This is a genomic window from Methanococcus maripaludis (genome assembly GCF_002945325.1).
GTDB classification, from domain to species: Archaea; AGJL01; Methanococci; order Methanococcales; family Methanococcaceae; genus Methanococcus; species Methanococcus maripaludis.
The window spans coordinates 1,541,194-1,568,051 of record NZ_CP026606.1 but is presented as its reverse complement, the minus strand read 5'-3'; the positions used below and the strand labels follow the sequence as shown (position 1 = coordinate 1,568,051).

Here is a 26,858-nt window from a genome sequence, read left to right as displayed (position 1 = left end):
AAAATAACTAAAATAAATAAAAAAAATAATTTATTCGACTGTAACTTTTTCAATTATTACATCTTCAACTGGCCAGTCTGCGAAGTATCCCCTGTTTCCAGTTTTAACAGCAGCAATTTTATCAAGAACATCAAAACCGTCTGTCATTTCACCAAATACTGCGTAACCGTAGTTTGCATCATTTTGGTAGTTCAAAAACATGTTGTCAACGGTGTTTATGAAAAACTGGCTTGTTGCTGAATCTACAACGTTGGTTCTAGCCATTGCGATGGTTCCTCTTTTGTTTGAAAGTCCGTTTTTAGCTTCATTTTTAATTGGTGCAAAAGTTTCTTTTTGAATTCCATCTTTTGTAAATCCGCCACCCTGAACCATGAATCCTTTTATTACTCTGTGAAAGATCGTTCCATCGAAAAATCCAGTTTCTGCGTATTTTTTGAAGTTTTCAACGGTTATCGGTGCTTTATCAGCAAATAGTTCTATTTTAATTGTTCCAAGTGTTGTTTGAATTGTAGCAATCATATTTTCACCAGAAAATAAATTTTTTAATTAATTTTTCAAAAATTAAATGTTTCAGATTATTTTTAGAAAATTCCCGTATAAATTATTTTTTACTTGAATTAATTAACAATTAAATCAGTCTCTCATTATTTTTACGTAAAATTTCCTGTTTCTCGGCCCATCAAATTCGCAAAAATAAACACCCTGCCAGGTTCCAAGAATTATTTTTCCATCGTTTATTATCAAAGTTAAGGATGGCCCAAAAAACGAACTTTTTAAATGAGCGTCAGAATTTCCTTCATAATGTGAAAATCCATAATTTTCAGGGATTTTTTCGTGTAAAAATTTAACAATATCTTTTTTGACAGATGGATCTGCATTTTCATTTATAGTTATTGCAGACGTAGTGTGTGGTGTAAAAACTACCGCAATCCCATTTTGTACGTTTGATTTTACAACTGCATCTAAAATATGGTCAGAAATATCAACCAAGGACTCTCTTGTGTCAGTTTTAATTGAATACTCGAAAAACATAAAAGTCCCTCCAAAATCTAAAAAACGTTATTTAAAAATAGTTTTTAATAATTTTTAAAATATTTTAGAATAATTACAATTTGTACCGTAAAATTGCAGCCATTCCTTTGAATGCTCTTGAAATCTGGCTTCCTTCTTCGGTATCTGTAGAAACAACGATTATCTCAGTATTGTGCACATTACAAAGATCAGATAAATATTCAATAATATCTTTCTCCTCATCAACATACATTGCACCGCCACATGTTGGGCATGCTTTGGTCTTTAACTGTTCTTCGAATTTGAACATTTCGTTTGTTTTTACGTTTACTTCTTGAACATAGTCACAGTTATTACATTTTACAGTAACTCTTGTAATTCCGATGTCTTCAGTAACGATGAGCGTGTCAATTGCACCCATTTCAAGATATTTCATTACCTGAGCTTCACCGTAAGCTGAAAGCCCGCCATCATCTTTTATAAGTTCTTTGAAGAATCTCTGGATTAAATTTTTTTCTTTCATCAAATCAAGATCTCTTAAAAGGTCGGATGCCTTTTCTAAAAGTTCCCGGATTCCAAATTCTTCGGTGTAACACAAATCAAATGTATCGATGATTTTTTTCTTTAATTCGTGGTGAAGGTAGTCTTTTTCAGCAAATTCGTTTTTGGTGTTTCCAGGACCTCCTAAAAGAAGTCCTTTTAATTTTTTTTCTTCTAATATCGGCATGAATGATTCTGTTGCATATTCTCCAATCCTTACCATGAATTGGTGTGCAGCATCATCAATAAGTCTTTCGAGCCTTCTTGCAGACTGACCTCCTGCCTTAAACTTACCTGGAACTCCACTTGTAAGCTTTTTTAATATAGTTATTGTTTTTCCACGAACAGTTCCAATTGTAGCCTCGTTTCTGTCGACTAAAATTACACCGTAAACTTCATTATCCTGAATAAAGTCCTCCAATGGATCGGTGTAAAATAAAGAGTCACACCTATAAACAAATGTTTTTACAGGTTCAGGAGGTTCAAGAACGTAAACTTCCATCTTTTCTGTTCCTGGACCGCCCCTTGGAATCATTCCTGCAAATATAATTACCCCCATTTCGAGAGGTTCCTTTAAAAGCTTCAATCTCTGCAAAATTACCTCGATTGCAGATTGTACGTTTTTCATTGTTGTTTTGCTTTTAATGTTTGAGGATTGGGAAAGCTCCTGCCTCAAATATTGAGAAATATCAGAAAGCCTCCTTCCTGCTGGAACATAAACACTTATAAGCTCTGTTCCTTTTCCCTTTTTACCTTTAAGTTCCTTTAATGATTTTTTGAATAAATACAAATCAGTTGATGAATTTCCGCTCATATATCCACCTTAAAATAGTCTTCGCGTTTATATATGCCAATTTCCGTAAATTAAGAGAAATGGATTTAAAATCACGTGTAAGCTTGAATTATATTGAATATTTTTAAAAACTATATATAGTTTTCTCTATTATATATTAGATACATGTTTTTTATTCTGATATTTTTATTTTTGATTTGAGGAAATATAATGGCGAAACCTAAAAAGACAATACCTGCAAAACTCTCGGATGAGAGAATTGTAATTTACGATAAAGACGGAATATCTCGTTTAAATGAAAAAAGGTACGGAGAACTTCACGAAAACTTTCTTTCACTTTCATTTGTGGAAGGGCTCTACCTAGTATCTAAAAACTGGATATCCTTGAGAGATAAAAAAAATAAACTTCTTTCTTTTGAAGAATTATTCGACGTTGCACAGAATATTGATATAAAGTTGTGCATTCGGTATCTTGCATACAAAGACCTAAGAAACAGAGGATATACTGTTCGAACTGGTTTAAAATACGGTTCTGATTTTAGACTTTATGAAAGAAGTAATATTGATGAGATTCACTCAAGATACCTCGTAAAAGTTTTTTCAGAAGAAATTCCTTGCGAAATTTCAGAAATTACGGGATTCGTTAGGGTTGCACACTCCGTTAGAAAAGAATTAATTATTGCAATAGTTGATGCTGATGGAAGCGTCGTCTACTACAACATGGGATATTTAAAGCTTTAATTATTGGAGGAATCATGATGTCACATATAATTACGCCTGAAGGAGAAAAAAAATTACTTTCGGATATTTTAATGGCATACGGTGTTAAGAAAGAACATGCCAATATTACTGCTGAAATTTACACAGAAGCGGACTTGAAAGGATTTACTTCACACGGCATTGGAAGATTTCCGCAAACAATAATCGGTCTTGAAACTGAAAATATAAAAATTAATCCAGATATCAAAATTGAAAGAGAAAGTCCTGCAACTGCAACGATAAACGGAGATTTAGCATTAGGTTATGTTACAGCTGCAATGGCAATGGATTTAGCAGTTGAAAAAGCGAAAAATGTAGGAATTGGAGCGGTTGCTACATATAATTCAAATCATTTTGGAATTACTGGACATTATTCTGAAAGAGCTTCAAAAAAAGGAATGATTGGAATTGCAATTACAAATACTGAACCCGCAATGGCACCATATGGTGGAAAAGATAAAATTTTGGGAACAAATCCAATTGCAATTGCGATTTCTGGAAAAAAACACAAATATTCTCTTGATATGGCAACAGCATCCGTTGCAAGGGGGAAAATCTTTGAAGCAAAACGTCTTGGAAAAACACTTCCTGAAAATGCAGCAGTAGATGTTAATGGAAATATTACAACTGATCCGGATAAAGCACTTGAAGGTAGCATTTTACCATTTGGTGGAATTAAAGGATACGGAATTGCAATGGCGGTTGAAATTCTTTCTGCAATTGGCGGTGCAGACATTGGAACAAATGTAAAAGGAACTGCAAGAGCTGATGAAAAATGTACAAAAGGAGATTTCTTTATCGCGATAAATCCTGAATTTTTCGGTGAAAAAAGCGAATTTTTAGATAAAACTGACTTCTTAGTCGATGAAATAAAAAATTCAAGACTATCTGAAGGATCTTCTGAAATTTTGATTCCTGGCGACGTTGAAGCACGCACTTCTGAAAGTAAGAAAAATGGTTTTGAAATTGATGAAATACTGTATAAAAAATTGAAAAATATCTGCAACAAAAAAGGAATGATTATTGAAAACTACTTAAAATAATTCTTAATTTTACCTCTTTTGATGAAATAGTAATTCTAAATATAAAATTATATAAATAGATTCTTTTTATAAATTATAATATCAATAACTCAATTCTTATCCAAATTTTGGAGGGCATTTTCATGAAAGCAGATGCAGTGAAAATTAGCGATGGAGTCTACTGGGTTGGAACTTATGACTGGGATATCCGATCATACCACGGCTATACATTAAAAGGAACTACATATAACGCGTACCTTGTATTTGGGGATGAAAAGGTTGCAGTGATTGATAATGTATATCCTGGAACCTCTGCCCAGATGTGGGGAAGAATTAAAAACGCCTTTGAAAAGGAAGGAAGAGAATTCAATATCGATGTAATTGTTCAAAATCACGTTGAAAAAGACCATAGTGGAGCTCTCGTTGAAATTACCAAGAAATTTCCAGATGCTCCAATCTACTGTACCGAAGTTGCAGTTGAAGGTTTGAAAAAACACTACGCAGGACTTAAAGATGCACCATTTAAAGTTATAAAATCTCTTGAAAGTGTCGATTTAGGCGGAAAAACACTTACATTCTTGGAAGCTCCACTTTTACACTGGCCTGACAGCATGTTTACACTTTACGGTGAAGAAGGAATTTTATTCTCAAACGATGCATTTGGCCAGCACTTGTGCCTTACCAAAAGATTTGATAACGAAATTCCTGAAAATATCCTTATGGATGCAAACCAGAAATTCTATGCAAACTTAATTACTCCGCTCTCAAAACTCGTTTTGAAGAAATTTAACGAAGTAATTTCGTTAGGATTACTTGAAAAAATAACGATGATCGCACCTTCCCACGGCCAGATCTGGACTGATCCAATGAAAGTAATTTCTGCATACCAAAATTTTGCAACAGGACAGTGCAAAAACAAAGCTACAATTGTGTATGACACAATGCACTATTCAACTCAAAAGATGGCTCACGCGTTTGCAGAAGGTCTTTTAGCAGAAGGAATTGAAGTTGTAATTTATAACTTACACAGTGATGAAAGAAGTGAAATTGTAAAAGATATTCTTGACAGTAAAGCAGTTTTATTTGGAATTCCGACAATTAATGATCAGCCGTTCCCAAGTATCGGGGATTTAATGTACTATTTAAGGGGACTTAGATTTGATAGAACCGGATTTAAAAAATTGGCTTTAACCTTTGGTTCTATGGGTGGACGAGGTGGAGCTACGAAACTTATTGGAAATGATTTAAAAGAATGTGGATTTGAAGTCCTTGATGATTCTTACGAAGTACTTTACGTTCCTGAAGAAGGAGAACTTGAAAAATGCTACAACGCAGGAAAAAGACTTGGAATGAAACTAAAATAATATGAAATTGATACACCTGAACAGAAATTAATAAATATATCTAATTAAAGTAATATACCAGTAAATACATTATAATTTAAGATAAAACCTAAAATATACTTTTTATACTAGAAAAAAACAATAAAAATTTTGAAATTAAAAATAGAAGTAAATTTCAAAATATATAACGATATACGGTGAAAATTATGGAACTTATAAACGAACACAAAATCGGAATTTCAAAAGGTACTGCACTTGAAAAAGAAGTTGGCGGAAACGTTAAAGGAGAATGTATGGAAGTTGGAATGTACCTTGCAATGGCAAGACAAGCACAAAGAGAAGGTTTCCCAGAAATTGCAGAAGTTTTAAAATCGATTGCATTTGAAGAAGCAGAACATGCTTCAAAATTTGTAGAAATGAACGGAGTAATTAAAGCTACGCTAAAAGAAAACCTTGAAATGATGTTTGAAGGCGAAACTATGGCTAACAACGAAAAAAAAGCAGCTGCAGATTTAGCTGAAAAAGAAGGCCTTGAAAACATTCATGATTTCTTTGAAGAAAGCTCAAGAGACGAAGCTAGACACGCTAAAATGTTAAAAGGAATTTTAGATAGATACTTTAAATAATTCTTTTAATCTTTTTTAAACAGTTGATCAAAACTTTTTTTATATTTTTTAAAAAATTAATAAAATTTTAAAATAATTATTTTAATTGCTCCAATATAATTGCAGGACATACTTTCAACCTTTTAAACCGTACAAATCAAAGATTTGTCGGCACCACAAATTGAAAATTTGCGAGTGAAAGTTGATCAAAATAAGTTGTTTATTTCAACTGTTCTAAAATAATTGCTGGGCAGACCTTTTTAATTCCCTTAATTTTTCCAATTTTATTAAATATAATTTCTGAAAGTTCTTTTCCATCTTTCGCCCAGATTTCAGTCATTATCATGTGATCCCCTGTTGAAGTAAAGACCTTTTTTACTTCTTCAAATTTACAGAGTTCCTGTGCAACCGCTAAAAAATCTTCAGGGTTTGTATCAAATCCGGTTTGTGCAACAACATTGTACCCCATCTTTGGAGTGTCGACCATTACTGAGTATCCTTTTATAACCCCTTCTTCTTCCATTTTCTTAACTCTTTTTCTAACTGAACTTTCACTTGTCTTTAATTCCTTTGCAATCTCAGTAAAAGGTTTTCTTCCATCAGTTATTAAAAAGTCGAGTATTTTCATGTCTTTTTCATCCATTGTTTTCACCGGTTTATTTATAATAAAAACATCCTTATTTCATCGTTTTTTATATTGATATCAACCTATATATATACGTTATACTTTATAATTATGATAGATATCTGACAAATTTATAATTTTTTCGGAAACTTTTTTACCGGCATGTTTTTAAATATATGGATGTTTTTATTAAATGATAATTTGGTGAAAATCGGTGAAAAAATGGACTTTGTAGCAAAAAATCTTACAAAATTAAGGGAAACAAACCCGCTCGTTCAAAACATTACAAATTACGTGGTAATGAACTCTACTGCAAATTCACTTTTGGCACTTGGTGCTTCTCCAGTAATGGCCCATGCAATAGATGAATTAGAAGAAATGGTTTCAATTGCAAGCGCATTAGTAGTAAACATTGGAACTCTTGACGAATACTGGATTCCATCAATGGAAAAAGCTGCAAAAATTGCAAGTGACCTTAAAAAACCAATAATTCTCGATCCAGTGGGTGCAGGAGCTACCAAATTAAGAACAAAAACAGCTTTAAAAATACTCGACTTTGCAGATATTTCAGTTTTAAGGGGAAATTTTGGTGAAATTGCCGCAGTTTTAGGGGAACACGGAAAAACAAGAGGAGTAGATAGTGCTGCATACGATAACAACGAAGCTATCGAACTTTCTAAAAATGCTGCAAAAGAATTCAACACGGTTTCAGCAGTAACTGGCCCGGTTGATCATGTAAGCAATGGAAAAGAAATTTATGCAATTTCAAATGGGCATTCCATGCTTTCAAAAGTTACTGGAACTGGCTGTGCAACTACATCAATTATTGGTGCATTTTCCGCAGTCGATGATCCACTGAAAGCTGCGGTAAGCGGACTTGTAGTTTACGGAATTTCTGCTGAAATGGCATTTAATGAAGCACCGTATCCAGGAACATTTCAGGCAAAAGTATACGACTGGCTATACAGAATCGATGAAAAATTAGTTTTAGAAAAAGCTAAGGTGAATAAATTTGAAATTTAAGGATAAATTAAAATTTTACGTAATAACTGACAGTAATTATTCAGATGAAGTTATATCTGTTGAAGAATCCCTAAAAGGGGGTGCTACTTCAATCCAACTTCGAATGAAAACTTCAAATACTCGTAAAATGATTGAAGTTGGAAATAAACTCAGAAAATTAACTTCTGAATACGATGCCTTGTTTTTTGTAAACGACAGGCTCGATGTAGCACAGGCCGTAAATGCTGATGGAATCCACGTTGGAATTGATGATATGCCTGTTTCAAAAATTAAAGAAATTGCACCTAATTTAATAATTGGAGCGTCCGCATACAACCTCGATGAGATGAAAACTGCAGAATCAGAAGGTGCTGATTATTTAGGAGTTGGTGCGGTTTATTCGACAAACACTAAACTTGATGCAAGAGACTTAGGAATTAATGGATTAAAAAACATTTCAAAAATTGCCAAACTCCCAATTGTTGCAATTGGCGGCATTAATCATTCAAACGTTGAAAATGTATTAAAATGCGGTGTATCGGGTGTTGCTGTTGTTTCAGCAATTGTTGGTGCAGAAAACATTTTAAAATCTGCGGAAAACATGAATGAACTAATTAAAAAACACATAAAATAATTATTTTTCATTTTTTTAAGTTAATTTAAAAAACCATATTCCCTAGGGGGACGTTTTCTGAACTATTTTTAGATATTTTGACGATTTTAGGAAGGATAGTGTTAAATATATTTCAATGCCATTATTAATTAGAACTAAATCTGTTAAAATTCAGAAAATTTCAAACGTGAGAGTTATGACTGTAGAAATTATCGTTGATAAGGAAAAATGCACTGGTTGCGGTAAATGTTACGATAAGTGTCCAAAAGGCCCTAGAATTTATAAAAAAGATAAAGACGGAAAATATTATGCATTTGATGTTTCAGATTGTCACAACTGTAAAATTTGCGTTGCAGCATGCCCTGTTGGTGCAATACAGGTTAATTTGAAAAGGCATATTCTTGAAAAGCAGTTAAACAAATTAAAAGAAAAATTCCAGTGATTTCATTCAACTTTTTTAATGAATCCAAAAATACATATAACAATATTTCAAAACACTTTTGTCAATAGTTATTTTCAGATCAATTTTAAAACCCTCCAAATTTAAAAATTAGACTTAAAAATTTACAGATTTACACCATATTTTTACGGTGATATTATCCAATCAACTACTTCAAAAAATTTAAAAAATCCAGAATATCCATTTGGGTTGAAAAATGATGGGGAAATATTAGATTTATTTGAACCTGCAGTTAAAAAGTGGTGGTTAAATAAGTTTGAAGCCTATAAATCAATCAATAATGGATATTTTACCCCCCCTCAAAGACTTGCAATTCCAAAGATACATTTTGGAAGAAATACGTTAATTTGCAGTCCAACAGGAAGTGGAAAAACACTCAGCAGTTTTATTGCAATTATAAACGAACTTTTTAGAATTGAAAAAGAAGAAGGACTACAAAATAGTATCTATTGCTTATACATCAGCCCGTTAAAAAGCCTTGCAAACGACATCCACGTAAATTTGGATGAACCATTAACTGAAATCAAAGAAATTTTAAAAGAAGAAGGAAATGAAATTACTGGAATTAGACATGCAATAAGACATGGGGATACTTCAAACTATGAAAAATCAAAAATGCTTAAAAAAACACCCCATATTTTAAATACAACTCCAGAAACGCTTGCAATCATATTAAATTCCCCAAAATTTAAAGAAAAATTAAAAACAGTTCAGTGGGTAATTATTGATGAAATCCACGCACTTGCAGACAATAAAAGGGGAGTTCATTTAAGTATAAGCCTTGAAAGACTTCGAGAAATTACTAATCAGGAATTCTTAAGAATTGGATGCAGTGCAACAGTTGAACCATTAGAAATGGTTGCAGATTACCTTGGGGGATACTATGACGATGGATACAAAAGGCCCGTTGAAATTGTCGATACAAGGTTTGTCAGAAGCTATGATTTAAAATTACTGTGTCCAGTTGATGATTTAATAAATAAAACTCCAAAAGAAATTTCTGAAAAACTCTACGAAAAACTCGATAGATTGATCCAGACTCATGAAAATACCCTCATATTTACAAATACAAGAGGCGGTGCTGAAAGGGTATTATACAATCTTAGAAAGCGTTATCCTGAAAAGTACGATGAAACAAATAGCGGATGCCATCACGGAAGTTTATCCAAAGAAAAAAGGCTTGAACTCGAAGAAAAGTTAAAAAGCGGAAATCTTAAATTTGCTACAACTAGCAGCAGTCTTGAACTTGGAATTGATATGCCATATATCGACCTCGTTGTACAGATTGGAAGCCCAAAAAGTGTTAAAACAATGCTTCAAAGAATTGGGCGGGCAGGACACGGAATTGGAAAAGTTGCAAAGGGCAGAATAATTGCACTTGACCGAGATGAACTTTTAGAATGTGCCGTAATGCTAAAAAAAGCGATGGATGGATTTATCGATAAAGTACACATTCCAAAAGGCCCGCTTGACGTTTTGATACAGCATATTTATGGGATTGCGATTAACGGATATATTGAACTTGAAAGAGTAAAAAATATTGTTAGAAGAAGCTATAATTACCACGATATTACTGATGAGGAGTTTAAAATCCTTTTAAATTACATGACTGCATCATACGCAGGAATGGATGAAAAAAGGATATATTCAAAAATATGGTACGACCCAGACACTCAAATGATTGGAAAAACCGGAAAAACTGCAAGAGCAATTTATTACATGAATATTGGTACAATTCCGGACGATTTCAGTTGTGACGTTTATCTTAGGGGGACCACGATTTGGATTGGAAAACTTGATGAGCAGTATTTAGACCGGCTTGAAAAGGGCGATGTATTTACACTTGGTGGAGAACATCTTAAATTTCAATACCGGCGTGGAAGTAAAGTTTATGTCGATAAAACAAGCGAAAGGCCAAATATTCCTAGCTGGTACTCCGAAAGACTGCCTTTAAGCTACGACCTTGGAAGAAATATCCTTCTTTTTAAAAAAGAAGCTGTTTCAAAATACAACGCAGGTAGACTTCTTGACCTTTTGAATGAATATCCGCTTGATTCAAATGCTACGAAAAGTCTCTACGGGCTTTTTAATGAACAGATATTATACAAAGGAAACGATAGCGTCAGCACATTAAATAAAATGGTTGTAGAAGGCCATATTTTCGACAAAAAAATGCACTACTATTTCCACAGCAATTATGGAAGGAAATTTAACGATGGATTTAGCAGAGCTGTGGCTTATGCCTTGAGTAAACAGTACAAACTTGGAGTTTTGGTAAGTATTTCGGATACAGGATTTTCATTAGAATTTGCAAAAAATCAAAAAGTCGATATTGAAAGTGCAGTTCGATCATTAACTCCAGAAAATATAAAAGATGTATTAAAACAGGCTCTTGATGGAACAAACCTGTTAAAAAGAATGTTCAGGATAAATGCAACAAGAAGCCTCATGATTTTGAGAAATTATATTGGGCATAAAAAATCTGCAAAAAAACAGCAGGTTAGTGCGGATATTTTAATAAGCTACGCAAAAAGCCTTGACAGATTTGCGCCACTTGAAGAAACACTGCGGGAAATTATTGAAGATTCACTTGAACTTGACAATATTCGTGAAGTTCTGGGCGAAATTAGAAACGGAAAATTAAAAATTAATGTAATCGAAGTTCCAATTCCAACTCCAATGAGCTTTGGAATCGCAACACTTACTGCGAGCGATTCAGTTCTTGCAGAAAACAAAAACCAACTTTTAAAAGAGTTCCACCAGATGGTTATCAAAATGATTGAATACGAAAAGGGAATTTCGCTTGAGGAATAATTATGGAAATAAATGGGCATGAAATCCAGTTTAAAGATAATGCAGTATTTTTAGAAGAAAATAAAATTTTAATACTTGCAGATGTCCACGTTGGAATGGAAGAATTTATTCGACGAACCGGTGTTTTATTCCCCTTGAATGAAAAAAAAGAACTTCTGAAACGAATTAAAAATTTAATAGTTGAATTCAAACCTGAAAAATTAGTTTTCTTAGGAGATTTTCTCCACCACTTTCAAAAAGTTCCATATAAAGTTTATGAAACCATTAAAGAATTGAATTCTCTTTTAACAAATTATGAAATAATCGTAATTCGCGGAAATCATGACATAATGCTCGAATACATACTAAAAGAAAATACGAATTTTAAAATTTTAGATTATTTGCTTGAGGATAAGATTTTAATGGTCCATGGGGATAAACCATTTGATGTTGAGTTTAACTTTGATCTTTTAATCATGGGTCATGAGCACCCCGTTTTAGAAATAAATAAGCAGAGATTTCCAAGCTATCTTGAAATCGTTCAAAATGATTTTAAAATACTTGTAGCACCTGCATTTTCACACATTGCGTCAGGTGTCAAGATAAACGAACTTGAAAGCAACTTCATGTCGCCCTACTTAAAAAAAGTTAAAAAAGAAGATATTTTTCCAATTATTATTGGGGAAGAAGTTTTAAAATTTCCAGATCTTTCAAAAATTGAAAAATTCCTTTAATTTTAGATTTCTATTTATGATCTATTTTGCTCTTGCTTCAGCGATTTCTGCTTCGACTTCTTTTCCTTCAATATACCTTAAAGCGTCTGCTTTTGCAGCCCAAACATCTTTATTGTATTCATCTTCAATTACATTTATGACATAATTGTAGCAATCAACTGCTTCTTCGTATCTTTCCAAATTATAGAGCGCTTTTCCCTTCATGAGCCAATATTTCGATTCTTCGGGGTCCAATTGAATTGCTTTTTCAAATAAATCTATCGATTCAGTATAATTTCCAGCATCGTACTGTAAAACACCTTCTAAATAATATTCTTCAGGGTTTTGATCAACACATCCTGCAAATACTATCGAAATTAAAATACCAAGTAATATCAATTCTTTTTTCAAAATATCCCTCAATTTTTATCAATTATTCTATAGAAACATTATTACAAAAAATGACGCTAAAAAGCAGTAATATCCAAAAATTTTAAGTTTTCCACCAATTACCATTTTTTTAACCAGATATAACCCTAAAAGTCCGGTTAAAAATGAAATAACAAATCCAAGTACCTGTTCTGATGAAAAAGTTATTTTTTGAAGTTCTAATATCCCGGCACCAAAGGTTACTGGAAGACTCATTAAAAATGAATATTTTACAGCATCTTCTTTGTTTATACCTAAAAAAAGCGCTGCAAAAAGTGTTGTTCCGCTTCTTGAAATTCCTGGAAGCACTGAAAAGGCTTGAAATACTCCGATAATAAGTGCATCAAGATAGGGAATAGATTTAATTGTTTTTAGGTTTTTATTTAAATTATCTGAAAGAAGCATTAATATTCCAGTAATTGATAAAAAAACCCCAATTAATAAGGTTGATGAAAAAACTGATTCTATAAAATCTCCAAAAAATAGTCCGACAAAAACTGCAGGGATTGTTGATATAACAAGTTTTGATGCAAGGTTTAGGTATTCCTTTTCTTTTTTTGTAATTCCATTTACTATTTCAAAAACTTCCGCTTTTACAAAAATTAAAACCGCCAAAAACGTTGCAAGGTGTAAAAATGCAAAATAACCGACATCCGGAGTACTGTTAAAAATTGCAGTAAATATAGCAAGGTGTCCAGAACTTGAGATCGGTAAAAATTCGGTAAGTCCTTGAACTATTCCAAGAATTAATTCTTCCATTTTTTATAACCTGATTATTAACTTGACTTTCTATTGAATAGTAACTGTTTGATTAAATACTTTTTTCCGTTACAAATAACTAAATACAAATACTTTAAATTAAATAATAAGTAGTTAATTACACGATTTATTTTGTTTTATTTGGTGATTTCATGATTATTACGGTAGCTTCTGGAAAAGGTGGAGTTGGAAAAACGACAACATCTGCAAATTTAGCGGTTGCGCTTTCCAAACTCGGCAAAAAAACTATTGTAATTGATGGGGATATCTCAATGGCCAATTTGGGGCTAATATTTGATTTTGAAAAAAAGAGACCCTCCATTCATGAAGTTCTCGCAGAAGAGTGTTCTGTAAGAGATGCAATTTACGAACATAGAACTGGTGCATTTGTACTCCCAGCAAGCCTTTCTATTGCAGGCTACAAAAAATCAGACCTCGATTTATTCCCTGATGTAATAAATGAAATTGCTGATGAATACGATTACGTAATTATTGATGCTCCAGCAGGTTTGAACAAAGACATGGCAATTCACCTTGCAATTGCAGATAAAATCCTACTTGTGGTGACTCCTGAACTTTTTTCAATTGCTGATGCGATGAAAATTAAAGAAAGCAGTGAAATGGCAGGAACCAATGTAATGGGAATTGTATTAAATAGAACTGGAAAAGATTTCGGTGAAATGGGACCTGACGAAATTGAAATGATTTTGGAAGAAAAAATTGTTGGATTGATCCCAGAAGATGAAAATATCAGAAATTCAACCCTTAAAAAAATGGATGTAATTGAATACAATCCCAGATGCCCTTCTTCAAAAGCATATACTGAACTTGCACTAAAAGTTACAGGATCATACGTTGATATTGGGAAAATTGAAGAAATTTATAATGAAAGTTTCTTTGAAAAATTAAAAAGAAGCATTTTTTCAAAATTTAAGAAATAATTACTCTTTTTTTAAATTTTTAAAATATTAAAAAAATAGAAATTAAAATTTTATTTTTTGCAATTTCCGCATTCAAATTTACATGAAACATCTGTTGGATATTCTTCGTTTAAACATGCTAAACAAAGGTCATCTCTTCCAATTGCTTCGACTAATCCTTCAATACTTAAGTATGCTACAGAATCTGCGCCAATCATTTCAGCTATTTCTTCGTCAGTTTTTGAATTTGCAATTAATTCCTTTGTTGTAGCCATGTCTATTCCATAAAAACATGGTGAAACAATTCTTGGGGATCCAATTCTTAAGTGAACCTCTTTTGCACCCGCTTTTTTAGCCATCTTCATTATTTTTCCAGATGTAGTTCCACGAACGATACTGTCGTCAATCAACATGACCTTTTTATCTTTTAAAAGGTATTTTACAGGGTTTAACTTCAATCTTACCGCAAGATCTCGTTCTTCCTGCGTTGGAAGGATAAATGTTCTTCCAATATACCTATTTTTAATTAAAGCTTCGTAGTAAGGAACTTCTGCTTCTTCGGTGTATCCTTGTGAAAAAATAATTCCTGAATCAGGAACTGGGGATACAATATCGACTTCTTCAGGAGTTTCCCTTGCTAAAATTTTTCCAATATTTCTTCTTACTTCGTAAACGCTTACCCCATCAATTACGGAATCAGGTCTTGCAAAATAAACGTATTCAAACATACAAGAAGATGCTTTTTCTTTTGCATTTGGTAGTTTGTAGGTGTTAAGTCCATTTTGGTCTACAACAACCATTTCTCCAGGGGCAACGTCCCTTTCAAATTCAACATCAACAATGTCAAGAGCACAGCTTTCAGAACTAAAATAGTATGCTCCATCATCTTTTCCAATGCATAACGGCTTAAATCCGTTTGGATCCCTTATTGCAATCAATGTATCGTCATAGATAATTAAAAGAGAGTAAGCACCGTTTAATTTTTGCGTCACGTTTGTAACTGCAGTAATAATGTCATCATTTTTTAAAAGTTCTCGAACCAGAAGTTGAGCAATAACTTCGGAATCTGTTGTAGAAACAAAGATATGTCCCTTTTTTTCGAGTTCATGTTTTAATTCTTTTGAATTTACAATATCTCCATTGTGGGTAATTGCAATTTTTCCAAAAGAACTGTTTACAACAAATGGCTGACAGTTCTCAATTGTATTTCTGCCGGTTGTAGAGTACCTTACATGGCCAACGCCGATGTGCCCGTACAAATTTTGTAATTCCTTGTTTGAAAATACTTCTGGAACCAATCCCAATCCCTTATAGAATCCTATTTCTTTACCGTTCCCAACAGCAATTCCAGCACCCTCTTGCCCCCTGTGTTGAAGTGCGTAAAGACCATAGTACACTTTTTTTACAATGTTACTTTTTTCATGAGAATAAATTCCAAAGATACCACACATGATTATCACAAAATCAAATTAATAGATTATATACTATTCGTAGAATGTTGATAAATATCGATAGAATAACTAAATTGAACTGGTATATAAGTGTTACAAAAATTGAGTTTAAACGAGTAATAAAAAAGATGGTTTAGATAATTATTTTAAGTAATAAAAAAGAAAGTGGGTATGTTATTTTACTCTATTTCCTTTTCCGGTCACTTTTTTCCATTGCCATGCAAATCTTTTGATTTTTGAGCTTCTACCAAATCCGCATGCTGCACATACTTTTTTTCTTACGTGGAATGCTCTTCTTCCACATCTTCTGCATACAATATGGTTTGAACCTTTATTGTGTTTACCTTGGGATGGTGTTCCTTTTGTCATTTACTTCACCGTGTTTATCTTTACCTTATTCCATATATCGAGATCACATAAAAAATTAACTGTTGAATCAAAGGAATTATAATGAAACGTAGAGTACGTTGTCTCCCCTTACAACCAGCATTGGGAATTCTTTTTCTTCATCGTTTTCAATTTTAGCATTTTCTAAAGCAACGTTCATGTGTAAGTCGTATGCTTTTAATCTTCCTTTAACAACTTTACCATCTTTTAAGTAAACTGTTACGTTTGTGTTAATTGATTTACCTAAAGCGTCTAATGGTCTTTGTGTATCCATCATATTCGCACCTCGCATAATAAAAAAACAACTGCTAATTCTAATTCGTAGAAATAAATAAATAGTTCTGCTATATAATACTTTCCAAGTAAGTACGTCTTATTTGTCATATGGTGCTATATGGAGGTATAAACATGGCAATGACCCTAGCTGAAAAAATTTTGGCAAAAGCTTCAGGTAACTCAGAGGTTTCACCTGGAGACATCGTTATGGCTAAAGTAGAAACCGCGATGGTCCACGATATTACAGGCCCGCTTTCAGTAAATACATTAAAAAAAGAAGGTATTTCAAAAGTTTGGGACAATGAAAAGATTGTGATTCCATTCGACCACCAGATACCTGCTGATAGCATCAACGCTGCTGAAAATCATATATTAATGAGAAACTTTGTAAAAGAACAAAATATCAAACACTTCTATGATATTAGAGAAGGAGTTTGCCACCAGGTATTGCCTGAAAAAGGTCACATAGTTCCAGGAACTGTTGTAGTTGGTGCAGACAGCCACACCTGTACGTACGGTGCATTTGGTGCATTTGCAACAGGAATTGGAAGTACCGACATGGCTGCTGCATTTGCAACTGGCGAATTATGGTTTAAAGTTCCCGAAACACTTTACTTTAATATCACGGGAGAATTAAAACCAGAAGTAATGTCAAAAGATGTAATTTTGAGCATTATTGGAATGGTTGGAGCTGATGGTGCGACATACAAAGCTGCACAGTTTGCCGGAAACACAGTGGATAACATGACTATTGCATCAAGAATGACAATGTCAAACATGGCTATCGAAATGGGCGGAAAAGCAGGATTGATTGCTCCTGACGACAAAACAATTAATTATGTAAAAAATGCAATGGAAGCTAACAACACCGCAAAACCATTCGAATTAGTTCTTGGAGATAAAGATGCAGAATTTGAAGAAAAATTCGAAATCGATGTAAGCAACCTTGAACCCGTTATGGCATGCCCGCACAACGTGGACAATGTAAAAGCAGTAAGAGAAGTTGCAGGAACTCCAATTGATCAAGTATTTATTGGTTCATGTACAAACGGAAGACTTGAAGATTTGAGAGCTGCTTTAAACGTCATTGAAAAACACGGCGGAATTTCAAAAGATATCAGAGTCGTTGTAACCCCTGCATCAAGAAGCATTATGCTTGAAGCTATTGATGAAGGATTAATTAAAAAATTCTACCAGTACGGCTGTGTTGTAACAAATCCATCATGTTCTGCATGTATGGGTGCATTATACGGACTCTTAGGCCCTGGAGAAGTTGGAATTGCAACATCAAACAGAAACTTCAGAGGAAGAGAAGGTTCGTTAGAATCAGACGTATACCTTGCATCACCAATTACTGCTGCAGCATGTGCTGTTAAAGGAGAAATTGTTGATCCAAGAGATCTCTAATCTTATTAAAATATTATTTTTCTGCTTTTTTAAATTTTAAATTAAAAAGAAAAAAGGAATTTTTTATTAATTATTAAACTTGGTTTTGAAAATCTTCATTTACTCCATAATATCTTGCTGAATCCATCAAAGCTTGAATATTTTCCATAGGAACTTTATCAGATGTTTCACAGCCTGTTGAAAGAATAAATCCTGGTTTGAATCCATCCATTATTTCGATTAAATTTTTACATGTTTCATGAATCCTTTCTACAGGACCAAAAAGCAGATCATCAGAAGGACTTACGTTTCCAAGAATTACAGATTTTCCAGAAACTTTTTCCTTTGCAACCTCAAGATCACACAGATCAATACTCAATACATCTGCACCTGTTTCTGACATTTGATCTATTATTTTTGTTGTTTTTTCACAGATATGCAGTGGAATAATAGTTCCCAACTCGTGTGCGTGTTCAACGAGCTCGGTTATGTAGGGTTTTGAAAACTGTTTAAATGATCTTGGACTTATTAGACTTCCTGATGAAAGCGGTTCAAGAATAATTGGAATTGCACCTCGCTTTACAACTTCAGTTATAAAGTTTTTTGCACTTTCTGTTGCCATTTTCATTAATTCGTGACATAATTCGGGGTTATTGTATGTATCTTTTATGAATTGTTCGTGTCCTCTCAAAGTTGAAGCTGTTGAAAAAGGCCCTGAAAAACAGACTGCAACATTTACTTGATCCCCTATTTCTTTTTGAATCATTTCGATAGCTTCGTAGTATACAGGTAAGTTTGCTTCGTAACCTTCTGCAACATTTATTTTTGAAATATCTTCGGGTGTTTTCACAACGGGATCCCTACAGCTTGCAGGTTCATTTTCAAAATAAACTAATTTCTGACCCATTGCTTCTGCAAGATATGAACAATTTGTAAATAGATAAAGCAAATCATATCCAAATTTCTCAAAACCTGCAATGTGTGATTTTGTCATCACTTCAGAATTTAACTGGAAATCTTTTTGAGATTTACCAATTAGCTGTGCCGTGTTTGAAGTAACTATTGGCATCGCAACTATTCGATCTAAAGGTTTTCCTTCCAAAAATGCTGCAACTCTTTCTTTAGAAGTCATTATATCTTTTTTTATTTCCATTACAATCCCTCGTAAACTTCTTTTACGCGCCTTACTGCTTCGTTTGCAGTGTTTGTATATATATCGGCCCCAATTCTATCCGCAAAACTTTGTGAAATAGGTCCTCCACCGATAAATACTTTGTATTTATCCCTAAGTCCTTTTTCTTCGAGCATTTTGATTACTTTTTCCATTCCATCCATTGTCGTTGTCATTAAAGTTGACATTCCGATAAAATCTGCACCAATTTCTTCGGCTTTTTCGACAAAGAGTTCTAACGGAACATCCCTTCCAAGGTCGTATACTTCAATTCCTGATGCACCCATCATAATTTTTACAAGATTTTACCTATATCGTGAGTATCCCCTTGAACTACCCCGATAACAACTTTTATTGGTTTTGTTGCGTCTTCTGTTGTAATATGGGGTTTTACAACGTCAAGCCCGGCATAAAGTGCATCTGCACAGATTAATACTTCTGGAACAAAATATTCTTCTTCTTCGTAAAGCTTACCTACTTCATCCATCCCTGCAATTAATCCATTGTCAATAATTTCTTCAGGTAAAATTCCCAAATTAAGTGCTTCATTGCACAGTTTTACAACATTTTCAGGCTCCATTTCAACAAGATTTTCTGCAATCTCTTTTAACATTTTTTCTTTAGTCATAACCTCACCTCGGGGTTTCAATCTTATATCGGAAACATATATTATATTAATTTATTCACTATATCGATTAAAAAACTTAATTTATAGTATATATCTTAAAAAATCTAATACCTAATATAATTAAACAGAAAAAAGAGTTTAAACAGTTCAAAATACAATAAAAAAAGAATTTTTATTTGGAGGTTAATTTTTTCAAAATATCAAAAGAACTCAAAGTTCCAACAATTTTATCATTTTCAACAACAGGATACGCAAAAACTTCATTTTCTATTATTTCAGAAATTAATTCGTCAGATAATTCATCGTTCGGATTTATCGTTTTAATTTCATCTAAAAATAACATTGCTTCTTCCACTTTAACGTGTTTGCACCCCGTGAGTAAATCTAGTGCAGTAACCCATCCAACAAGTTCCCCATCTTCAATTACAGGTGCATAGCTTTTTTTATTTTTATATAACGACTGAACTACTCCCCCTACAATATCGCTTGGAGAAACGTTTAAAAAATTTTCGTTCATGACTTCTTTTACAATCATAAAACCACCAGAAACAGTATAAAAAAGATTGATTATTATATACTTATTATTTAATGTGCCTATTTCTTAAATGGTTCCTTTAAAACCATCAACCTATCAGTACATGTAAAACAAGGATCGCAACTTGCAATTATTAATTCTGCATCACTTACGTGGTATCCTTTTACAATATCTTCCATTGCACCAAGATTTGTTGCAGTTGGAGTCCTGATTTTTGCCTGCCTTACAAGCCCTTCATCATCCAATCCGTATGAATAGTACTGCTCTCCCCTTTGAGCTTCGGTGTAGCAGTTTATCGGCTTAAATTCGTGTAATTCGTAATTTGGATTGTAGATTCTTTTGTCTGCAGTGTCTTTTAAAGCATCAAGCGCCTGCCTTATAATTTTAACACTTTCAAGGCACTCGTAAAACCTAACAGCAAGCCTTGCAAAAACATCTCCGCTGTCAAATAATATTTCGTCAAAGTCGTATGGATCATATTCTGGAACCCACCCCCACTTTCTCATGTCGGATTTCACGTTGCTACCTCTTGCAGTAGGCCCTACTGCGTGGAATTTTGCAGCGGTTTTTCTATCCATTACTCCAACATCTTTTACTCTTGAAATAATCATCGGGTCATTTAACATTCTTTCAAGAAATTTATTCAAGCCTTCCTCATATTTTGAAACTTTTTCAAGTATATGTGGAATCTGAGTATCTGAAATATTACATCTTGGTCTGATTCCGCCAATTATCGGGCATGAATAGTGAACCCTGCTTCCTGAAATTTCAAAAAATACCTGCATGATTGGTTCTCTTAACATGAAACATCTCATAGACATTGTTTCATGGCCCAATATTTCAAAAGCGTGTCCAAAAAGTAATGTATGAGAATGAAGTCGCTCTAATTCTTCCACGATAATTCTTATGTGGTTTGCACGTTCTGGAATTTCGATGTTGCACCCGATTTCAACAAGCCTTGCCGCACTCCAGAGGTGAATGTGTGAACAGATTCCGCAGATTTTTTCGCATAAAATACATGCTTTTTCAACAGGAAGGCCTTCCATTAATCGTTCAACGCCCCTATGATTTACACCAATTGTAAGTTCTGCATCTTTTACTATCTCATCTTCAATAAATAATCTCAGCCTGTGAGGTTCAAGCATTGTAGAGTGCACTGGCCCGATTGCAATTTCTCCTTCGTACATGATTTTTCCCTTTTTCAAAAATAAATTAAATGAATCCTGATTTTGATAATTTAAAATTTAGAAATATCATTATCAATTATGATAATTAGTAACTAGTCATCTGTACTTATATTATTAATGATTATTTGTTTTCTCTATTTTACTGCTGTATAATATATACGTCAAACGTGCAAATATATATCAAGTTTTAAAACAAAGATTAAATTATACCGGGGAGGTGAAATCGAATGGTTTTAAAATCTAGTGAATTTAATCCTGATTTTCCAAAACAGATTATTGAATCTGGAGAATGGATATTCGGAGATCATGCGTCTTCTTTTCAAAAATGTTACCAGTGCGGAACGTGTACTGGGGCATGCCCTAGCGGCAGAATAACCGCACTCAGGACGAGAAAATTAATAAGAAGTGCACTTGCAGGAATTGACAGTATTTTATCAGGTGATGACCTGTGGATGTGCACTACGTGCTATGAATGCTACGAAAAATGCCCAAGGGAAGTAAAAATAACTGATATTATTAAAATTATAAGAAATATCGCTGCTGAAAAAGGATACATTGCAGAACCACACAGGAAAACCAGCCTGCTTGTATTTAAAACCGGGCATGCTGTTCCCGTTAATGACGAAATCAAAAAAGCAAGGCTTGCAATTGGATTAACTGAAATACCTCCAACAACCCACAAATACCCCGAAGCTTTGGAAATTGTAAGGGATATCATGGAAGACCTTAATTTCTGTAAAAAAGTTGGAATTTGTAGAGAAACTATGGACTTAGAACCACTAAATGTTCAAAAATCTGAGGAATAGGGGTGAAGTAGGATGAGTGAAACTGATTTTGAATACATGTTTTTTTTAGGATGCATTGCACCAAATAGGTATCCCGGAATTGAAAGTGCAACCTATAAAGCACTAGATAAACTTGGAATACAATTGCACCCATTTGAACAGGCTTCTTGCTGTCCTGCACCGGGAGTATTTGGTTCTTTTGACTTAATGACCTGGCTTACAATTGCTGCAAGAAATATTGTAATGGCAGAACAGGCCGATCTGGACATTTTAACAATATGTAACGGATGCTACGGCTCGTTATTTGAAGCAAACCACATCCTGCAGGATAATGAAAATGCAAGAAATAAGGTAAATGAAGTGTTATCAAAGCACGGCCTTGAATATACTGGAAAATCAAGAGTACGGCACTTAACGGAAGTACTTTATTTTGAGTACAGCCCTGAAAAAATTGCTGAAAGAGTAGAAAGGCCGCTCGACATTAATGTTGCAGTTCACTATGGTTGCCACTACTTAAAGCCTACTGATGTAAAGCATATTGAAAGTTCAGAGGTTCCAAAATCACTTGACGGACTTGTCGAAGCAATCGGGGCAAAGTCAATATACTATAAAGACAAAAATATGTGTTGTGGAGCAGGTGGTGGAGTAAGGGCTAGAAACCCAGAAGTTGCGCTTGAAATGGCTGAAACCAAAGTAAAAAATATAATCGCAGCAGGGGGCGATTGTGTAACGGAAGTATGTCCATTCTGCCATTTACAGTTTGACCGGGGTCAGATTGAAATGAAAGAAACTTTTGGACGAGAATACAAGTTACCCGTTATTCACTATGCCCAATTACTTGGTATGGCAATGGGTATGACTCCAAAAGAAGTTGCGCTTGATCTCCACTTTATTCCTGCAGACCCGCTACTTGAAAAGCTTGGAATAAATATGGAATAAAATAATATTTAATCCTTAGACGGAGGGGATTTTATGAAAGAAGGTATTTTTTTCGGAGAAGGAATGAAATTTGTAAAAGATGACTACCCAGACATTTACGATGCAGTTGTCGGATTGAATAAAGCAGCATACACTGGAAAAGTTTTGGACTACAAAACTCAAAAATTGATTGCTATTGGAATTGTTGCAGCGACAGGGGATGAAACTGCGACAGAAAAGCAGATGAGAAGCGGAATGAATGAATTAAAAATAACTAAAGAAGAAATAGTTGATGCATTGCGGGTTGTATTATTAACTTCAGGAATGCCTGCATTTACAAAAGCTATGAAAGTAGTTAGCAAATTATAAATGGGGAGATATAATGAGCTGCGTAAGTGCTCAAACACTTAAAGAAGGAACTGATTTTGAAAAAAAACACGTTCCAATGATAGAATGCAAAACTTCAGTTAAACCCGATGAAATCTACGAAGTAAAAATCCATACTGCAGGGGTAGAACATCCAATGGAAGACGGGCACTTCATCCAGTTTATTGAACTAAATGTAGAAGAGTACCCTCTTTTAAGAGTTCAGCTAACACAGCACTCCAAACCAGATGTTGTAGTAAATATAAAAGCTCCAAATGAAGAACACAAAGGTAGAACGATTAAACTCGTTGCAACAATGTTTTGCAACCTTCATGGGCTTTGGAAATACGAAAAAGAAGTAATAATTGAATAAAAACCAGATTTGGTGATTTAATGATTACTACAAACCATCCTCTTGGCGAAGCGCTAAAAGATATTGAAAATTTCAAATTAGCGTTGGCTGATTACTTTAAAGACAAAGAAGTATTTCCAATAAAAAATAAAGTTGAACTTGGAAGTGCACTGCCCTGTGGAATTTCAATGCCTTGTGGGGAAATAGAAGCGGGAGAACTTGTTAAATTTGTAAATGATAATGATTTTCCGATAAAAAATTCAGAAGATCTGGCAGTGAAACTTTCTAAAAGTTGCAGTATTAAATAGTCCATATAACGGGGGTTTAAATATGGATGGTAAATTAAGATGCGAAATAGAAGAACAGATCAATAAAGAATTCTATTCAGCATACCTATATCTTGCAATGTCAAATTATGCAGAATCCAATGGATTCAAAGGAATTTCGAACTGGTTTATTGTTCAATCTCAGGAAGAACTTGACCATGCAATGAAATTTTATAATTACATACACAGCATGGGCGAAACTCTTGAGTTGGGTGCAATTGATAAACCTGAGCCAAGATGGAATTCTATTATAGACGTCTTTGAAAATGGGCTTACCCATGAAAAGTACGTTACACAAAGAATTCACAAATTAATGGATATTGCACATGAAGTAAAAGATTATGCAGCAATTTCAATGCTCCAGTGGTTCGTAAATGAACAGATTGAAGAAGAATCTTCATTTAGAGATGTTCTTGATAAATTGAAACTAACAGGCGGAGATATAAATTACCTGATGGTACTCGACGGTGAACTCAGTCAAAGAGTCAGAACGCCGCCTCAAAGTGAAACTAATGAATAATTCGATTAGGTGAAAGATATGGTATGGTGGAAATGTTCAAACTGCGGATACATATTTGAAGGCGAAGCTGGAAAAGTTCCTGAAAAATGTCCAAACTGCGGAGAAATCTGTACATTTTACGATGTAAGCTGTTATACTCCAGAATGTGGATTTGAAGGCTACGATCCAAAAATTGCTGGAAGAAGGCAGGAAGAAAGCAGACTATAATTCATTCATTATTTAATTTTTTTAGGGGGATAATAATGAAAACTTGTTTTTTGATATTTACTTACGATAAAGGTGGAAAACCATACGTTCCAGTAATATTTCACGCACTTCTCTTTGCAAAAGAGATGAAAGAAAAAGGGGACGATGTAAAAATAGTTTTTGAAGGAGAGGCCGTAAAATGGTTCAATGAACTATTAAAAGAAGACCATCCTTTAAAAAGTCATGTTGAAGCCCTGAAAGATAATTTTATAGCTTGTGAAGCATGTTCTAATATGTTTGGTGTTTTAGATAGTATTAAAGGAAAAATAAAAATTGAAAATGACCTTCATGGGCATATCAGTCTTAAGAAATATCTCGATAGCGACTACAAAGTCATCGAATTTTAATCTATTACTTTTATTTAACTTTTTTTAGGTGTATTTTATGGCATTTACTTTAAAAGAAGGCGTCTATTGGGTAGGGGCGATCGACTGGAATATCAGAGAATTTCACGGCTATGAAACTAAAGACGGTTCCAGCTACAATTCGTATCTTATTAAAGATGAAAAAATTGTTTTAATAGATACTGTAAAAAAATATCTTTTTGATGAATTTTACGGGAGAATTAAAAAAGTCGTCGATCCTGAAAAAATAGACTATATTGTGGTAAACCACGTTGAAATGGACCACAGCAGTTCTTTAGAAAAAATCATGGAAATTTCAAAAGCTAAAATTATAACAAACCAGAAAGCAAAAGAACATCTTGAATTACACTACAATACAAAAGATTGGGAATATATAATCGTTGATTCTGGAGATTCAGTAAATATTGGAAAAAGAAATTTAACGTTTGTCAAAACTCCAATGCTTCACTGGCCTGACAACATGGTAACTTACTGCCCCGAAGATAAAATACTCTTCTCAAACGATGCATTCGGCCAGCACATAGCATCAAGTGAAAGGTTTGACTTTGAAATCGATTATGCGCTGGATTCTGCAAAAGAGTACTTTGCAAACATACTGCTTCCATACAGGACGCTTATTCCAAATGCAGTTAAAACGGTCGATACTCTTGAAACAGATTTAATATGCCCGTCACATGGCATCATCTGGAAAGAAAATATTTCAAAAATTAAAGAAAAATATCTAGAATTTGCATCAAACAACGTTATTAATAAGGCTGTTATTGTATACGACACAATGTACAGCTCAACTGAAAAAATCGGACTTGCTATTGCAGAAGGATTAATTGAAAGCGGTGTTGAAGTTAAAGTTTTTAAAATATCTAAAACTCCAGTAAGTAAAATAATAGCTGAAATTTTGGATGCAAAATACGTGCTTGTGGGATCCCCAACTCTTAATATTAATTTATACCCTGAAGTCGCCAGATTTTTAAAATACATGGAAGGTTTAAAACCAAACAAAAAAATTGCGGCTGCTTTTGGTTCTTACGGTTGGGCAGAAAGTGCTACAAAACATATTAAAAATACTTTTGACATATTATCTTTTGACACCGTGGATGACGAATGCCTAACATGTAGATTTGTTCCCAATGAAAAACACCTTAAAAAATGTCAAGAATTTGGAAAAAAACTTGCTGAAATGTAATAAAAATATTGGGGGGGCAATATTATGGAAAAACCAACTCTTGTTTATACAACATTTCCAAACTTTGAAACTGCAAAATCTATTGTAGGTTATCTTTTGGAGAAAAAAATGATAGCCTGCGCAAACTTAAGAGAGCATGAAGCACACTATTTTAACGATGGTGACGTTTCAATAAATACAGAAATCGGTGCATTTTTAAAAACTACCGAAAACAGATGGATTTCATTAAAAGATATGATTAATGAAATTCATCCTCTTGAAACTCCTGCAATCTTAAAAATAAATATCGATGATTCAAATGATGAATTCAAAAATTGGATTCTTAATATTATTAAATAATCAATCTTTTTTAACATTTTATTCCCAAACTAACGATAATTTTTTAGTTT

33 protein-coding genes and 1 pseudogene are annotated in these 26,858 nt (G+C 33.6%); 21 read left to right on the top strand and 13 right to left on the bottom strand.

Annotated elements, in window-relative coordinates; genetic code table 11:
- Window positions 1-30: 30 nt before the first annotated feature.
- The 3 genes from MMJJ_RS08520 to prf1 all read right to left on the bottom strand — a co-directional run bounded on the left by MMJJ_RS08520 (window position 31) and on the right by prf1 (window position 2,365).
- Window positions 31-519: a peptidylprolyl isomerase gene (locus MMJJ_RS08520; protein ID WP_013999554.1), complete on the bottom strand. Its 489-nt coding sequence runs from the start codon at window positions 517-519 to the stop codon at window positions 31-33.
- 114 nt (window positions 520-633) lie between these two features.
- Window positions 634-1,032, bottom strand: coding sequence for a secondary thiamine-phosphate synthase enzyme YjbQ (locus MMJJ_RS08515; protein ID WP_104838447.1), 399 nt, complete (start codon window positions 1,030-1,032; stop codon window positions 634-636).
- A 73-nt stretch (window positions 1,033-1,105) separates the two neighbouring features.
- Window positions 1,106-2,365: a peptide chain release factor aRF-1 gene (gene prf1, locus MMJJ_RS08510; protein ID WP_104838446.1), complete on the bottom strand. Its 1,260-nt coding sequence runs from the start codon at window positions 2,363-2,365 to the stop codon at window positions 1,106-1,108.
- A 186-nt stretch (window positions 2,366-2,551) separates the two neighbouring features.
- Here prf1 and endA point away from each other — a divergent pair, with 186 nt between their 5' ends.
- The 4 genes from endA to MMJJ_RS08490 all read left to right on the top strand — a co-directional run bounded on the left by endA (window position 2,552) and on the right by MMJJ_RS08490 (window position 6,094).
- Entirely contained in the window at window positions 2,552-3,085 is a 534-nt protein-coding gene (endA, locus tag MMJJ_RS08505) for a tRNA-intron lyase (RefSeq protein WP_181505167.1), read from the top strand.
- Between the two features lie 17 nt (window positions 3,086-3,102).
- Entirely contained in the window at window positions 3,103-4,146 is a 1,044-nt protein-coding gene (gene comC, locus MMJJ_RS08500; RefSeq protein ID WP_104838595.1) for an L-sulfolactate dehydrogenase, read from the top strand.
- 122 nt (window positions 4,147-4,268) lie between these two features.
- Window positions 4,269-5,489, top strand: coding sequence for an FprA family A-type flavoprotein (locus MMJJ_RS08495; protein WP_104838444.1), 1,221 nt, complete (start codon window positions 4,269-4,271; stop codon window positions 5,487-5,489).
- 185 nt (window positions 5,490-5,674) lie between these two features.
- Complete coding sequence (locus tag MMJJ_RS08490; RefSeq protein ID WP_104838443.1) at window positions 5,675-6,094, top strand: ferritin-like domain-containing protein; 420 nt, start codon at window positions 5,675-5,677, stop codon at window positions 6,092-6,094.
- Window positions 6,095-6,293: 199 nt separating this feature from the next.
- Here the strand turns inward: MMJJ_RS08490 and MMJJ_RS08485 are convergent, their stop codons facing one another.
- Window positions 6,294-6,716: an AsnC family transcriptional regulator gene (locus MMJJ_RS08485; protein ID WP_104838442.1), complete on the bottom strand. Its 423-nt coding sequence runs from the start codon at window positions 6,714-6,716 to the stop codon at window positions 6,294-6,296.
- 204 nt (window positions 6,717-6,920) lie between these two features.
- Between MMJJ_RS08485 and thiM the strand changes: the two genes are divergently transcribed.
- The 5 genes from thiM to MMJJ_RS08460 all read left to right on the top strand — a co-directional run bounded on the left by thiM (window position 6,921) and on the right by MMJJ_RS08460 (window position 12,300).
- On the top strand, window positions 6,921-7,721 hold the full coding sequence (gene thiM, locus MMJJ_RS08480) for a hydroxyethylthiazole kinase (protein WP_104838441.1): 801 nt from the start codon (window positions 6,921-6,923) through the stop codon (window positions 7,719-7,721).
- Window positions 7,711-8,334: a thiamine phosphate synthase gene (gene thiE / locus MMJJ_RS08475; protein ID WP_104838440.1), complete on the top strand. Its 624-nt coding sequence runs from the start codon at window positions 7,711-7,713 to the stop codon at window positions 8,332-8,334. The genes thiM and thiE overlap by 11 nt, the downstream gene beginning before the upstream one ends.
- Window positions 8,335-8,509: 175 nt before the next feature.
- A complete protein-coding gene (locus MMJJ_RS08470) occupies window positions 8,510-8,755 on the top strand; it encodes a 4Fe-4S dicluster domain-containing protein (protein WP_104838439.1) in 246 nt (81 codons plus the stop codon).
- A gap of 207 nt (window positions 8,756-8,962) precedes the next feature.
- Window positions 8,963-11,587 carry an ATP-dependent helicase gene (locus tag MMJJ_RS08465; protein ID WP_104838438.1) on the top strand — a complete coding sequence of 875 codons (2,625 nt, stop codon included), beginning with the start codon at window positions 8,963-8,965 and terminating at the stop codon, window positions 11,585-11,587.
- A gap of 2 nt (window positions 11,588-11,589) precedes the next feature.
- Window positions 11,590-12,300, top strand: a complete 711-nt coding sequence (locus MMJJ_RS08460) for a metallophosphoesterase (protein ID WP_104838437.1) — start codon at window positions 11,590-11,592, stop codon at window positions 12,298-12,300.
- Window positions 12,301-12,321: 21 nt separating this feature from the next.
- Here the strand turns inward: MMJJ_RS08460 and MMJJ_RS08455 are convergent, their stop codons facing one another.
- Both MMJJ_RS08455 and MMJJ_RS08450 read right to left on the bottom strand, forming a co-directional pair.
- Window positions 12,322-12,690 carry a tetratricopeptide repeat protein gene (locus MMJJ_RS08455; protein WP_244901528.1) on the bottom strand — a complete coding sequence of 123 codons (369 nt, stop codon included), beginning with the start codon at window positions 12,688-12,690 and terminating at the stop codon, window positions 12,322-12,324.
- Between the two features lie 27 nt (window positions 12,691-12,717).
- A complete protein-coding gene (locus tag MMJJ_RS08450; RefSeq protein WP_104838435.1) occupies window positions 12,718-13,467 on the bottom strand; it encodes an undecaprenyl-diphosphate phosphatase in 750 nt (249 codons plus the stop codon).
- A 152-nt stretch (window positions 13,468-13,619) separates the two neighbouring features.
- Between MMJJ_RS08450 and minD the strand changes: the two genes are divergently transcribed.
- Complete coding sequence (gene minD / locus MMJJ_RS08445; RefSeq protein ID WP_104838434.1) at window positions 13,620-14,408, top strand: cell division ATPase MinD; 789 nt, start codon at window positions 13,620-13,622, stop codon at window positions 14,406-14,408.
- Between the two features lie 50 nt (window positions 14,409-14,458).
- Here the strand turns inward: minD and purF are convergent, their stop codons facing one another.
- From purF to MMJJ_RS08430, 3 genes are all read right to left on the bottom strand, one after another.
- Window positions 14,459-15,838, bottom strand: a complete 1,380-nt coding sequence (gene purF / locus MMJJ_RS08440; protein WP_104838433.1) for an amidophosphoribosyltransferase — start codon at window positions 15,836-15,838, stop codon at window positions 14,459-14,461.
- Window positions 15,839-16,012: 174 nt separating this feature from the next.
- Window positions 16,013-16,207 (bottom strand): 50S ribosomal protein L37e, encoded by a 195-nt coding sequence (locus MMJJ_RS08435; protein ID WP_011171091.1) that lies wholly within the window; start codon window positions 16,205-16,207, stop codon window positions 16,013-16,015.
- Between the two features lie 76 nt (window positions 16,208-16,283).
- Window positions 16,284-16,502, bottom strand: a complete 219-nt coding sequence (locus MMJJ_RS08430; RefSeq protein ID WP_011171092.1) for an LSm family protein — start codon at window positions 16,500-16,502, stop codon at window positions 16,284-16,286.
- Between the two features lie 131 nt (window positions 16,503-16,633).
- Here MMJJ_RS08430 and MMJJ_RS08425 point away from each other — a divergent pair, with 131 nt between their 5' ends.
- Entirely contained in the window at window positions 16,634-17,908 is a 1,275-nt protein-coding gene (locus tag MMJJ_RS08425) for a 3-isopropylmalate dehydratase large subunit (protein WP_104838432.1), read from the top strand.
- Window positions 17,909-17,981: 73 nt separating this feature from the next.
- Here MMJJ_RS08425 and MMJJ_RS08420 read toward each other — a convergent pair whose 3' ends face one another.
- The 4 genes and pseudogenes from MMJJ_RS08420 to MMJJ_RS08405 all read right to left on the bottom strand — a co-directional run bounded on the left by MMJJ_RS08420 (window position 17,982) and on the right by MMJJ_RS08405 (window position 21,408).
- Window positions 17,982-19,040: a uroporphyrinogen decarboxylase family protein gene (locus MMJJ_RS08420; RefSeq protein ID WP_104838431.1), complete on the bottom strand. Its 1,059-nt coding sequence runs from the start codon at window positions 19,038-19,040 to the stop codon at window positions 17,982-17,984.
- Window positions 19,040-19,686, bottom strand: a pseudogene (locus tag MMJJ_RS09550) (corrinoid protein). The gene MMJJ_RS08420 and the pseudogene MMJJ_RS09550 overlap by 1 nt, the downstream one beginning before the upstream one ends.
- A gap of 172 nt (window positions 19,687-19,858) precedes the next feature.
- Window positions 19,859-20,221, bottom strand: a complete 363-nt coding sequence (locus MMJJ_RS08410; protein ID WP_104838430.1) for a CBS domain-containing protein — start codon at window positions 20,219-20,221, stop codon at window positions 19,859-19,861.
- A gap of 59 nt (window positions 20,222-20,280) precedes the next feature.
- Window positions 20,281-21,408, bottom strand: coding sequence for a hydrogenase large subunit (locus tag MMJJ_RS08405; protein WP_104838429.1), 1,128 nt, complete (start codon window positions 21,406-21,408; stop codon window positions 20,281-20,283).
- Between the two features lie 227 nt (window positions 21,409-21,635).
- Here MMJJ_RS08405 and hdrC point away from each other — a divergent pair, with 227 nt between their 5' ends.
- Genes hdrC through cutA form a run of 10 tightly spaced genes read left to right on the top strand, consistent with a single transcriptional unit; the run spans window position 21,636 to window position 26,808 of the window.
- Complete coding sequence (gene hdrC / locus MMJJ_RS08400) at window positions 21,636-22,214, top strand: CoB--CoM heterodisulfide reductase subunit C (RefSeq protein ID WP_011171098.1); 579 nt, start codon at window positions 21,636-21,638, stop codon at window positions 22,212-22,214.
- A gap of 12 nt (window positions 22,215-22,226) precedes the next feature.
- Complete coding sequence (hdrB, locus tag MMJJ_RS08395) at window positions 22,227-23,132, top strand: CoB--CoM heterodisulfide reductase subunit B (RefSeq protein ID WP_104838428.1); 906 nt, start codon at window positions 22,227-22,229, stop codon at window positions 23,130-23,132.
- A 33-nt stretch (window positions 23,133-23,165) separates the two neighbouring features.
- Window positions 23,166-23,480 carry a carboxymuconolactone decarboxylase family protein gene (locus MMJJ_RS08390; protein ID WP_011171100.1) on the top strand — a complete coding sequence of 105 codons (315 nt, stop codon included), beginning with the start codon at window positions 23,166-23,168 and terminating at the stop codon, window positions 23,478-23,480.
- Window positions 23,481-23,493: 13 nt separating this feature from the next.
- Window positions 23,494-23,850 carry a class II SORL domain-containing protein gene (locus MMJJ_RS08385; protein WP_104838427.1) on the top strand — a complete coding sequence of 119 codons (357 nt, stop codon included), beginning with the start codon at window positions 23,494-23,496 and terminating at the stop codon, window positions 23,848-23,850.
- 20 nt (window positions 23,851-23,870) lie between these two features.
- Complete coding sequence (locus tag MMJJ_RS08380) at window positions 23,871-24,137, top strand: MTH865 family protein (protein ID WP_104838426.1); 267 nt, start codon at window positions 23,871-23,873, stop codon at window positions 24,135-24,137.
- A gap of 22 nt (window positions 24,138-24,159) precedes the next feature.
- Window positions 24,160-24,675, top strand: coding sequence for a ferritin (locus MMJJ_RS08375; RefSeq protein WP_104838425.1), 516 nt, complete (start codon window positions 24,160-24,162; stop codon window positions 24,673-24,675).
- Between the two features lie 18 nt (window positions 24,676-24,693).
- The gene (locus tag MMJJ_RS08370) at window positions 24,694-24,882 is read left to right on the top strand and encodes a rubredoxin-like domain-containing protein (RefSeq protein WP_011171104.1); all 189 of its coding nucleotides are present in this window, start codon (window positions 24,694-24,696) and stop codon (window positions 24,880-24,882) included.
- Between the two features lie 35 nt (window positions 24,883-24,917).
- On the top strand, window positions 24,918-25,268 hold the full coding sequence (locus MMJJ_RS08365; RefSeq protein ID WP_013999576.1) for a DsrE family protein: 351 nt from the start codon (window positions 24,918-24,920) through the stop codon (window positions 25,266-25,268).
- Window positions 25,269-25,305: 37 nt separating this feature from the next.
- On the top strand, window positions 25,306-26,469 hold the full coding sequence (locus MMJJ_RS08360; RefSeq protein WP_104838424.1) for an FprA family A-type flavoprotein: 1,164 nt from the start codon (window positions 25,306-25,308) through the stop codon (window positions 26,467-26,469).
- 24 nt (window positions 26,470-26,493) lie between these two features.
- Entirely contained in the window at window positions 26,494-26,808 is a 315-nt protein-coding gene (cutA, locus tag MMJJ_RS08355) for a divalent cation tolerance protein CutA (protein WP_104838423.1), read from the top strand.
- The last annotated feature ends 50 nt before the right edge of the window (window positions 26,809-26,858 follow it).